At 47.7% G+C, this 11,506-nt stretch carries 11 protein-coding genes; 10 read left to right on the forward strand and 1 reads right to left on the reverse strand.

What is annotated here, in order from left to right; genetic code table 11:
- The first annotated feature begins 19 nt into the window (after positions 1–19).
- Both AACQ84_RS10915 and AACQ84_RS10920 read left to right on the forward strand, forming a co-directional pair.
- A complete protein-coding gene (locus AACQ84_RS10915; RefSeq protein ID WP_012307761.1) occupies positions 20–967 on the forward strand; it encodes a DnaJ C-terminal domain-containing protein in 948 nt (315 codons plus the stop codon).
- 9 nt (positions 968–976) lie between these two features.
- A complete protein-coding gene (locus AACQ84_RS10920) occupies positions 977–1,888 on the forward strand; it encodes an RluA family pseudouridine synthase (protein ID WP_041443583.1) in 912 nt (303 codons plus the stop codon).
- On the opposite strand, the gene AACQ84_RS10925 is transcribed toward AACQ84_RS10920, so the two are convergent.
- Positions 1,877–2,743, reverse strand: coding sequence for a mechanosensitive ion channel family protein (locus AACQ84_RS10925; protein ID WP_012307763.1), 867 nt, complete (start codon positions 2,741–2,743; stop codon positions 1,877–1,879). The two genes, AACQ84_RS10920 and AACQ84_RS10925, sit on opposite strands and share 12 nt — an antisense overlap.
- Positions 2,744–2,942: 199 nt before the next feature.
- Here AACQ84_RS10925 and psbA point away from each other — a divergent pair, with 199 nt between their 5' ends.
- The 8 genes from psbA to AACQ84_RS10965 all read left to right on the forward strand — a co-directional run bounded on the left by psbA (position 2,943) and on the right by AACQ84_RS10965 (position 11,501).
- Positions 2,943–4,025 carry a photosystem II q(b) protein gene (gene psbA / locus AACQ84_RS10930; protein ID WP_012307764.1) on the forward strand — a complete coding sequence of 361 codons (1,083 nt, stop codon included), beginning with the start codon at positions 2,943–2,945 and terminating at the stop codon, positions 4,023–4,025.
- Positions 4,026–4,294: 269 nt separating this feature from the next.
- The gene (locus AACQ84_RS10935; RefSeq protein WP_041443936.1) at positions 4,295–4,894 is read left to right on the forward strand and encodes a Tll0287-like domain-containing protein; all 600 of its coding nucleotides are present in this window, start codon (positions 4,295–4,297) and stop codon (positions 4,892–4,894) included.
- A 23-nt stretch (positions 4,895–4,917) separates the two neighbouring features.
- On the forward strand, positions 4,918–5,406 hold the full coding sequence (locus tag AACQ84_RS10940) for a DUF3122 domain-containing protein (protein ID WP_012307766.1): 489 nt from the start codon (positions 4,918–4,920) through the stop codon (positions 5,404–5,406).
- Between the two features lie 289 nt (positions 5,407–5,695).
- Positions 5,696–6,523: a putative bifunctional diguanylate cyclase/phosphodiesterase gene (locus tag AACQ84_RS10945; RefSeq protein WP_012307767.1), complete on the forward strand. Its 828-nt coding sequence runs from the start codon at positions 5,696–5,698 to the stop codon at positions 6,521–6,523.
- Positions 6,524–6,776: 253 nt separating this feature from the next.
- Complete coding sequence (locus tag AACQ84_RS10950; protein ID WP_012307768.1) at positions 6,777–7,595, forward strand: hypothetical protein; 819 nt, start codon at positions 6,777–6,779, stop codon at positions 7,593–7,595.
- Positions 7,596–7,758: 163 nt separating this feature from the next.
- The gene (locus tag AACQ84_RS10955; RefSeq protein WP_143589415.1) at positions 7,759–7,956 is read left to right on the forward strand and encodes a hypothetical protein; all 198 of its coding nucleotides are present in this window, start codon (positions 7,759–7,761) and stop codon (positions 7,954–7,956) included.
- A 149-nt stretch (positions 7,957–8,105) separates the two neighbouring features.
- Positions 8,106–10,835: a beta strand repeat-containing protein gene (locus AACQ84_RS10960; protein WP_143589414.1), complete on the forward strand. Its 2,730-nt coding sequence runs from the start codon at positions 8,106–8,108 to the stop codon at positions 10,833–10,835.
- Between the two features lie 6 nt (positions 10,836–10,841).
- Positions 10,842–11,501 carry a DUF11 domain-containing protein gene (locus AACQ84_RS10965; protein WP_083764463.1) on the forward strand — a complete coding sequence of 220 codons (660 nt, stop codon included), beginning with the start codon at positions 10,842–10,844 and terminating at the stop codon, positions 11,499–11,501.
- The last annotated feature ends 5 nt before the right edge of the window (positions 11,502–11,506 follow it).

Here is an 11,506-nt window from a genome sequence, read left to right on the forward strand (position 1 = left end):
CTCACTCTGTCGCCTAAATATGAACAATTTGCGTAACTATTATGAAATTTTAGGCGTTCCTCGTAATGCCTCTAGTGATGAGATTAAGCGCTCCTTTCGACGGTTAGCGCGGCGCTATCATCCGGATGTCAACCCAGGGGATAAGGTAGCAGAAGAAAAGTTTAAGGATCTCAACGAGGCCTACGAAGTGCTGTCCGATGATGGGCGGCGATCGCAGTATGACCAGTTCACCCGGGCCATGGGGGGAAAATACAGTCGCCCTGGTTTTAATCGCACCAATCGACCCCAGCGCAACGATTTTAGTCAGTTCGCCAATATTGGCAGTGTCAATCCCTTTGGGCCGAAAGACCGACAGCAGACCACCGCCCGGGTTCGGAGCAATAGCTACGAAGATTTTCGCCCCGGCACCACAAAAACAACCAAAGTGGCTACCCCAAAATCCCCTGCCAAACGGGATGTGGAAGCACGTCTCACCCTGCCCCTGGAAAAAGCCTATCGCGGTGGGCGAGAACGGATTCGTCTCGAAGATGGGCGATCGCTTGAAGTCGATATGCCGCCCCACATGGTCGATGGCCAGCGCATTCGGTTGCGCAATCAGGGTATCAATGGCGGTAACTTATATCTCAAAATTACTGTGGCTCCCCATCCTTTCTTTGAAGTGCAGGGTGCTGATATTTACTGCCAAGTGCCCCTCAGTCCTAGCGAAGCTATTTTGGGTGGTTCCATCGAAATTCCGACCATTGACGGCCTAGTAAAAATGACTGTGCCCAAGGGGGTTAAACCAGGTCAGCGATTACGGTTGGCGAATAAAGGGTATCCCCGTAGCTCCGGCTCTCGTGGCGATCAACTGGTAGAAGTCCAGCTTGTTTTACCACCAGAAATTACCGAAGAAGAGCGGGCTTTGTACGAAAAATTACAGGAAGTCGAAAGTTTTAATCCCCGCAAAAATATTTATCAGTATTCGTAAATTCGTAAAATGCTCAATCAAGGCTGGGTCTACCGGGATCGCGTGAAACCCTCCCAAGCGGGCCTAGCGGTCTTGGATTTTTATGCAGAATTTTATCGCCATTCAACGCGACAAGAATGGGCTAAACGGCTTGAAAATCAGCAAATTTTTGTAGACGGCAAACCGGCCACTGCCACACAACGTTTAGCAAAGAATCAACGGCTAGAGTATCATCGCCCCCCTTGGGAAGAGCCAGATGTGCCGTTAAATTTCCAAATTTTGCACCAAGACCCCCATTTTTGGATCATCGATAAACCCGCGGGTTTACCGGTGCTGCCAGCGGGAAATTTTTTAGAAAATACGTTGTTAGCGCAACTCAAAAGGCAATTTCCTGACGAAACACCAGTGCCGATTCATCGCTTGGGACGGGGGACTTCTGGGTTGATGATCCTGGGGCGATCGCCTTTGGGGCGACAGTCACTAACACGCCAATTACGAGAACATCAAATCACAAAAATTTATCGGGCCGTCATTCCAGCGGGCGATTATCCTGATCAAATCACCATCACCACACCCATCGGCAAAATCTTTCATCCTAGCCTGGGGACAATCTTTGCCGCCACAGCAGATGGTTTATCTGCCCATAGTGAAATGCGAGTTCTAGAACGTCTAGCAAAAGTTTCACGGGTTGAGGTGCAAATTTTCACTGGACGCCCCCATCAAATTCGGATTCATATGGCAGCAATGGGCTTTCCCCTGGTCGGCGATCGCCTTTATCTTCCAGGGGGTTTACCGGCTATTTACGAAGATGCCAATCACAGTCCTTTGCCAGGGGATTGTGGTTATTCTCTTAATGCTTATTACCTAAAGTTTCAACATCCCCACCAGGACAAACCAATCGATTTTTTCTCGCAGCTTCAGGCGTCTTGTCTAGATTTCTGATTGCAATTGCACAGCCAAGGGAGTGAGCTGAATTGTTTCAAAGGGCATATCAATCCCTGCTGCGGTTAAAGCGGTAAAAACTTTTTCTCGGAGGGCAAAGCGTTCGGGAATATGGGTGCGCTCATTGCGTAACCAAACCTGAAGTTGGAGTGCCACGTTATAGTCATTGAGAGCCGTCACCACCACTTTAGCGGGCGGTGTGTCGGTAAATATGCTGCGATCATCGACCAAAGACAAGAGGATCTGTCGTACCCGCTCTAGATTTTCATGGACAGCGACGGTGACATCAATATCGAGGCGTAACTGTGGAAAATTAGTGTAAGAGATCACCGTTGAATTGATCACGACAGAATTAGGCACCGCTAACATCCGGCCATCAACGGTCACAATGCGCGTGCTCCTTAGGGTGATTGTTTCGACGCGGCCATAGAGACCATTAATTTCCACGAGGTCATCAATCACAAAGGGCCGATCCCAAAAAATGAGCAGCCCAGAAATCAAGTTAGAAAGGGCATCCCGGGCAGCAAAACCGACCGTTAATCCCACAAGTCCCAAACTGGTGACGATTGCGGCCATGTTAATCCCAACTGCGTTGAGGGCTTGGATCGCGCCAAAGGTCAAAATGGCGTAGCGAACGAGGGTTCTTAAGAAGCTGGCGGAGGTTTTATCGAGTTTTGATTTTTTGAAGGATGCATAGAGGGGCACATCAACAATCTTCCAAAGGCAGTAGAACACCGCGAAGGTAATGAGGGCAACGACGAGGTTGATTAGGCCCTGGGCAATTTGGTCACCGATAACCTCTAGGTTAAAAACGTTTTGGAGGCGATTGGCAATGCTGGTGAACAGGGTTGACATGGTGCTGCGTGGTGGTAATGACTTTAGTGTAATGGGGCGATCGCCTCTCAAGAAACGGACAGAAAAGATTATTTGCAGCTTTAGTTTCCGCAAGCCTTGTCTTTTTTAGAAACGGTGCTATATAATCAAAAAGTGATTAAGCAATAAATCGATTGAGCGATTGCTTAGTCCCCAGTACTTTAAACTGGTACATGCAATTATGACTACACTTCTACAACAGCAAGGCTCTGCCAATCTCTGGGAGCGCTTTTGCCAATGGGTTACAAGCACAGAAAATCGTTTCTATGTAGGCTGGTTTGGGGTTTTAATGATTCCCACACTGTTGACCGCAACGATTTGTTTTATCCTGGCATTTGTTGCTGCGCCCCCGGTTGATATTGATGGGATTCGCGAACCTGTTGCTGGCTCTTTGCTGTATGGCAACAATATTATTACCGCTGCTGTGGTGCCGAGTTCTAATGCGATCGGTCTGCACTTTTATCCCATTTGGGATGCCGCAAATTTAGATGAATGGCTCTACAACGGTGGCCCCTACCAACTGATTGTGTTCCACTTCCTGCTTGGCATCTTTTCCTATATGGGGCGGGAATGGGAACTGTCCTACCGTTTAGGAATGCGTCCGTGGATTGCGGTTGCCTATTCCGCACCGGTAGCGGCGGCGACTGCTGTGCTCTTGGTTTATTCAATTGGCCAAGGATCTTTTTCCGATGGTTTACCGTTGGGCATCTCTGGCACCTTTAACTTCATGTTCGTGTTGCAAGCTGAACATAATGTGTTGATGCATCCTTTCCATATGCTGGGGGTTGCAGGTGTCTTTGGTGGTGCGTTGTTTTCTGCGATGCACGGTTCCCTCGTGACCTCTTCTTTGATTCGGGAGACCACAGAAACGGAGTCCCAAAATAGTGGCTATCGTTTTGGTCAAGAGGAAGAAACTTACAATATTGTGGCGGCCCATGGTTATTTTGGACGCTTGATCTTCCAATATGCTTCTTTTAATAATAGTCGCGCCCTCCACTTTTTCCTTGCTGCTTGGCCAGTGATTGGTATCTGGTTTGCCTCTTTAGCAGTGGCTTGTTTTGCCTTTAACTTGAACGGGTTTAATTTCAACCAATCTCTGTTAGATTCCCAAGGACGGGTGATCAATACTTGGGCGGATATTCTCAATCGGGCAAATCTGGGGATTGAGGCCATGCACGAACGCAATGTTCATAATTTCCCCCTCGATTTAGCAGCCGGAGATCAAGCGCCTGTCGCCCTCCAAGCCCCGGCAATTAATGGCTAACTGGAAGTTTGAATTTGGGATTGCAGTGGCATGATGATTGCTTTGAATAATCTTGGTTTGCTCTGAATCCTGAACGAAAAATATACTCTAAATGCTCTTAGCCTCTGCCATTCAAGTAGAGGCTTTTCTTGAATTTTAAGAAGATTTAATTATCAATTCTAAAAAGCGAATTTTTCCTGAGAAATTGACTAAACTATTGAATAAAAAATGGGAAAAATACAATGAAGATTTTGCGTTTTATTCTTAAAAACAAACCATTCAATGTGCAAATGAGCAGTGGTCGAAAGTTTTCACATTTTCTGACCGGCATTCTCATTAGTGCCTTGGTGATCGCCACCTTGGTTTGGCCCATTGTCCCTGTGCAAGCAGCCCCCAATCCCCCCGATTTTGCTCGGGCCGTGCAGGCCATCGAAGATCTCGACCAAATGCGCTCTGAGCTAGCCAAAACGATTGATCCGACGGCAGAAATTACACCGCAAACTATGCAGGAAGTTTGTAAACCAGTGGGGATGAAAGCGAGGCAACTGAGTCAAGATAACGGTTGGCAAGTCAAACAGGTGGCTAAAAAATATCGCAATCCAGACCATGCCCCGCAAAATCTCCAGGAAACCATGGCGATCGCCAAATTTACGCAACACCCCGAACTCCTGAGCTATAGTCAAATCCAAGGCGATCGCCTCCACTACTACCGCCGCATTAATATCGAAAGCAGTTGTCTCGCCTGCCACGGCCCGAAGGACAATCGCCCCAATTTCATCAAAGCTAAATATTTAGATGATCTCGCCTACGACTTCAAAGCTGGCGACCTACGGGGACTGTATTCTGTCATTATTCCTAGCCTCGAAACGGCCCAGACTAACCCTGAGTAAACCCCTCACCCCAGATTCAGCCAATGTTTTTTCTTAAAAAAGGATTGATTCTTCTCAGCCTAAGCCTGATTCTCTTGGTGAGTAGCGGCGTTTGGGCAAGACCCAGTTTCGCCAGTATCCGCCAACAGGAAGAAGCCCCTGGACAAATCCTGTATCAGTCTCGCCAATCTATCCAAGACAATCACGGTCAAACTTGGCAGGTGGTGCTGTTTAAACGGGTTAAAGATGGTCGTGCCGAAACCGTTGACCTACGCCTTGTGGCCTATCCCGGCCAGGCGACTTTTATCCATCCGGGTTCTTTGAGTTTATCTGCTCCCAATCAAGCGATCCTCACAGCACCAGATCAATTTGCCACCGAAGCCCCTGCGCCCAATGTGGGTCAATTTGATTTAAAAGAGATTTTGCCCCAGTTGCCCACCGATCAAAAAGTTCAACTTAGCTTGCCCCTCAAGGAACAGACGACCATCGAGATTCCCCCGGCAGTTCTCTTGGAGTGGCGACTTATGGCCTAGGCTGAAATTTTCTTACAGGTAAACAACTCCGGACAAAGGGGAGGTCTGGGGAGACTTCGTAGCGACGATTACTTTTTTATCTTGGTTTTGCCTTTTATATTGTCTTTATGAACTTTATGAATTCTTAGAATTCACAGCATCTTAAACATTTGATGAAGTTGTCTTGGCTTGATCGTGATAGATTTCAGCTTGGGCGTAAAGCTCGATACCAGCGAACCTCTCCTTGCTGGACGACATATATGGTTGTCCTACGCTTGATTCAAAAAGGTGTGACGGATAAAAACTGACTATGGCAACTGTATTCCCCCAAGAACGACGTTTTTTAGAATTAGCCCTTGCCCAGGCGATCGCCCGCCATCAGTTGACCGTCGTTTACCAGCCCCAAGTCAATCCTCAAACGACGATGGTGACGGGATTTGAAGCTCTACTCCGGTGGGATCACCCCCAGTTCGGTTCGATTTCTCCCACGGTATTTATCCCCATTGCCGAAGAAGCGGGTCTGATCCACGAGCTTGGGGACTGGGTCTTGCAGCGGGCCATAAAACAGTTAAAAAAATGGCATCAACAGTCCCAGCAAACCTTTCGGATGGCCGTTAATATTTCGGTACATCAGGTCACGGCTCCTCACTTCTTTGAGCGGCTCCAGGATCTCCTGGTTTCCCATCAAGTTGCGCCCCAACATCTAGAGCTAGAGATCACGGAGTCAGTTTTGATTGAGGATTTTCAAAATATCTGCGCCGTTTTAGCATCACTGCAAAAATTAGGCGTCAAGATTGCCATTGATGACTTCGGTACAGGCTATGCTTCTTTTAATTACACCAGGTTGTTTGGCTGGGATACCCTGAAGTTAGACCGCTGCTTCATTAAAAATTTACATTGTAATAAAGTGAATTCGGCGATCACCAAAAATCTCATTAATATGTCCCATGATCTGGGGTTCAAGGTGGTTGCTGAGGGCATCGAACATCCAGAAGAATTGGCAATGCTCAAGCAGTTTTGTTGTGATGAAGTCCAGGGATATTACTTTAGTCGCCCCCTCATGCCAGCTCTACTCGAAATTCAGCAGATTACGGGTGGTCATTTGATGCCTGGGGCGATCGCCTATTTAGCTGCCTGAGTTAAACATAGTCCGTTGCAGTAAAGCCTCGTGACAGATCACCTGTTCGATTAAGTGTGACGGTGATTGCTCAAAATTGATCAGCAAAATTTTTCAGAGAACATAGATTCAGCGGTGACATCACGGCAATGTGCATCGGTAAATGGTAACGCCCACTATGATTTGATTAGGCTGAAATCGTGCTGGGCGATGATTTCATGCTTTTTCCCAGGAAGAGATCTACGTTGATGTCTAGGAGCGTCGGGAATAGGAAATGTTTAAGCTTGGGACAATTAGCCAATTTTTTTCGCTGTTGTATTTGGGATTAATGCCTGGGGCGATCGCCGCGCCGCCGGATGCGAGTCAAATTGTCTCCCTCACGGGCGATCGCCTAATGATGCAGCAGGGTAGTCACCGTCAACAAGCAGCCCAGGTGGGCGATCGCCTCGAAAACCATAGCCAAAGCCTGATTGTGCCGGGTAATAACCACTCCTTTGCGCGTCTTGTCCTGGTGGGCGATCGCCAAACCTATGACGGACTGCTTTTACAAACTGGCCCCGCCCCCCAACAGACTCAATATCGGTTTCCCTGTGTGGTTGAAGGGGGCACCATCACCCTGAGTTGGCAAAAAGGTCAGCAACGGGGCTGTGCTGAAGGTCTCCGCATTCGCCCAAACCCTGAGGGGCGATCGCCGACCCAACGCCTCAAAATCTTTGCCTATCAAATGGTGCTTTCGCCCGCCGCTGCCAGTGCTATCCCCACCGATTCAGAACTCGTCATTCAGCCCAGTGGAGAGACACCGATCTGTGTTCGCGTCACAACCCAAGACAAGCGCCAAATCGTTGAAGTGTTGTGGGGCGAAATTATCCTCAGCAGCCCCAATCACCCCCAGGGTCTAAAAATCCGTAAGGGGACGCAATACGACCAAGGCGAACTTCAGTTTTTTGATCCGGATATTCGTCTCGCAAGCTCCGCAATGCAAGCATTCTTTTCGGCTGCAGCTTGGTCAAATGCAGCAACTTCTACACCTTTGTCCGGCGAGATTCAAAATCACATTGACGTGATCCGCACGGCTTTTGCCACAGCACAGTAAAAGATTGCGATGCTGCCCTAATTGCTTTTTGACACCAAAAAAATACAAGAAATTCATCAAATCTTCTTTTTTTTGCTGAGTATGTTCAATTGACAAAGAAAAATAATTGAATATGCTGAATGTTTCTAAAAAAAACCAATTGTTTAAATTTTTCATAGTAAAAATGTCTGACAAACCTAAAGGAATTTACGCAAAAGAGGTTGGAATTGCATTATTCGACATCTTCAGTCAAGCCCTCGAAGAAAAATATTTACACTTTATCTTTTCCGCAAACGGTATTAATATTCCCTTCACAAAGTTGAGAGAAAGCTTGTTTAAATCTTTAAAAAGAGCAGCTGTGCTCGACCTAACTGACGGGTAATCTGAGGAAGCAAGCTGACAGGCAATATGAAATCGTTGCTTATTTACACAAAACCAACAAGTTAATTTTCATACTATGGCGCTCGCAAGAGAGTAGGGCTTCTTGTCCGCTCTTGACTGTTAGCGAATTTTTATTTGAGGAATTTTTAAGTGAACAATCAAGTTTGGCGATCGCCAAAGTGCAAAACCCCCAGAAAAAATACGATCCGTAAGCTCGCTAGTCCCTTGGTGATTGCGGGCCTCATGGCCGCCGGTCAATTCCAGCTCATCCCCCAGGCGATCGCAATTGGCACAGCAGCAGATACAGACATCATTAACAAAGCCACCGCGACTTACAATGATCCTGCAAATCCAGGGGTTCCTCTAAACGCAGAATCTAATACTGTCACTGTTACCGTTGCAGAGGTCGCAGGTTTAACTAACGTTCCCGCAGGGATTGTTGATGAAAATGGCGGTAGTATCAACTCCAATGACATTGTCAATTACGACTTTTTATTGACAAATACAGGAAACGCGACAAATAATATCGAGATTCCATTCGCTGCCATCACAAACCCCGATGGAAATCTAAGCGTTACTGGTTTTCTCGTTGACCTCAACAATGATGGGGATTTCGATGATACTGGTGAAAGTAATTCAGGAAATCCGTTTACAACTGACGTCACAGCTACAGGTATTGCAGCTGATGCTTCTGTTAAGGTTCGTGTTGTCACCACTGTAAATTCCGGCCTGGGAGCAAGTGAGCCTGTCGCGATCCAGCTTGGTAATACCCCGCCTAATGATAATAGTGCTGGGACTCAAAACCAGTCTTATGATGCTGATGGTACAGTTGATGATGTTTTCACAACCGCAACTACACCAGTTAATGGACAAAGAGAAGCTGCAGCCCTCCAAAGTAGCGCAACCTCTCAGTCTGTTACACCATTAGCATTAGCGACAGTTCTCAAAACCCGTGCTGCCTATAATCCAGCAACTCCAGCGACAACCGATGACACAATTACCTATCGTTTAGATTTTCGGGTTGAAAGTAGTTCTCCCAATTCTTCCTTTACCCCCACCAACCTAGAAGGTACAACCATTCAGCTTTCTACTGCGGCTAATGGTTCTAACCCTGTCGATGTACAGCGCATTCTCGTCTCTGATGCGATTCCTGAAAATACAGAACTGACAAATACCCCACCAACTGCTCCGGTAGGCTGGAAAGTTGTTTATAGTACGAGTGCGACCACAACTCGAACAGTTGGTGGGAGTACAGCTACTGCCCCCGCAGCTGCAGTCTGGCAAACAGTGGCTCCAGCTAGTTTGGCATCAGTCGAACGGATTGGTTGGATTTATGTTGGTCCGAGTAATGTTGCTGACAGTACAGTTTCTGGCCCAACTCTTGCAGCTGGTAGTGCCACCACTGGCGATGCGAATGGTTTCCGTTTCCAAGTTGTTACCAGTGGTCTAACAGCAGGTGGAACGATCGCCAACATTGCCCAAGCCTTCGGTGAAACGGTTGGTGATCCGAACAACGAAGTTGTTTACGATGAATCTGGTGACCAAAACCCGAACAACTTTAACGACGATGACACACCTCCAGATCCCACCGGGACGAACTATGATCCTGTAAATGATACTGGTGTCGCAGATCCCGCTAACCAAGACACAGATAACAACAACAACAACACAGGTACTGGCCCAGAAGGTGAAGCAAATGTCTTAGCGATTACACCTCCAGGGGCAATCCTAAACGGCCCGCTAAATCAACCTGGCGCTGTTGGCCCGACAAACAACAACGATGACTTTGTCAATAAGTCTAGTCTTGCTCTTGAAGGCGGCGGCACCCAAACAGCAACTCCAGGACAAACCTTCAATCCGGCACCAGTTGTTTTTAACAATACCTTCCAGAACCCATCAAGCAACGCTGGAGAACTAGACACAGTTCGTCTACTTCCCCTTGCCCCGAATAATACTGCCGTTCCAGCCACAACTCCCGTGCAAGAAGCGACAGATATTCCTGATGGCACTCGTGTAACGATTACAGTGGGTTCCAGTAGTGCTGCTTATGATTATGACAATGCCACTGGTTACACATATGTCGCCAGCTCTGGGACTGGGCCAAACTTTGATGGGACAGCAAACACCCTAAAATTTGACAATATCAGTCCTGGAGTTTCCATCAACTACACAGTCACCATTGATCTACCGGCAGGTTCCCAATTATCTGCGGATCGCTTTAGTGCAAACGGTGTAAGTCGTGCCGGTTATTCTGTCCCAGTTGTTGCTTTTGTTGATAACAATAATTCTGGCGCATTTGAGTTCTCAACAACGCCTTCGTCAAATAATGACAACGTTTTCAACATCAAGATCGACCGCTTGTACCTTGGTCACCTCGCTCTCTTAAAAGAGCAACGGGTATTAAATCCGAATGAAACGGTTGATACTGATTGGACAACTAACCCAATTGCTGATGTTGAACCCGGGCAGTTCATCGAGTACCGCATTTCCTATGTGAACTTCTCAACACCCTCTACTACAGGTTCGTCTGGGAACGTCACCCTCGGCATCAGTAATTTAGTGATTACTGAGGATGGCACAACTGGAACCTTCGTTCCTGGTGGTACTGCTATAGCGCCGCCTGGTAATGGAACGGCGAATAACTGGGCCTTACCACTATCGACTCCCTCAACGACTCACCAACAGAATACTTCTGCAACTCTAGGAACACTACAGTATTTCAATGGTGTGACTAATCTGGGCAATTTAGACCCAGCAGATGGAGCGACGGTAACACGCTACGTCAATAGTGTTGGCACTTTGACACCTGACACAGCAGTGACACCGGGTACTGCTTCGACTTACCAAGGCAGCTTCATTTTCCGTCGTGTTTTGAACTAACTCTTTATGCCCTCAAGTTTCCATGCTTCGATTACTACCGTCGAGGCATGGACAGGGGGCTGCTGTAAAAATTTCATGTTGCTAGTAGACAAAGGTCTTTTGACGATGAAACGTTCCTCCCTACCTTTCTTTGGAGTTGGTCTCGCTCTTACTCTGAGTTTTGCTCCCCTTCATATTTCTCCTCTGACTCCCCAGTCTGTCCTCGCCCAAACCCAGCAGAACCTTGATGTTGAGCTAGCTGGCCATCTGCGGGTAATCGAAAAAAATTGGCGTGGTGAACAAAAAGTTGCCTGGCGTAGCCTAGAGGGTGGTTTTATGCGGCCCGCCCCCAGGGTCAAACCCGGTGACACCATTCGCTACACCGTCAGCGGCAATAACCGCACCGAACAACCCATTTCCGGTCTCGTCCTTACCGATGATCTGCCCGCCAATACTGTCTATGTGATGGGGTCAGCGGCCTCTGTGGGTGGCGCAACAATCACTTACAGCATCGATGGCGGCAAAACCTACAGTGCCAACCCGACGATTCGCGTCACCTTGCCCGATGGTCGTGTGGAAACCCGCCCGGCCCCAGCGGAACGCTATACCCATGTGCGTTGGACTTTCCAAAATGCTGTCCCTGCAAGGGCTAGCGTGAATGGCCAGTACCAAGTCCGCGTTCAATAAACGTC

Source organism: Picosynechococcus sp. PCC 7002, assembly GCF_963860125.1.
Taxonomy (GTDB): Bacteria; Cyanobacteriota; Cyanobacteriia; order Cyanobacteriales; family MRBY01; genus MRBY01.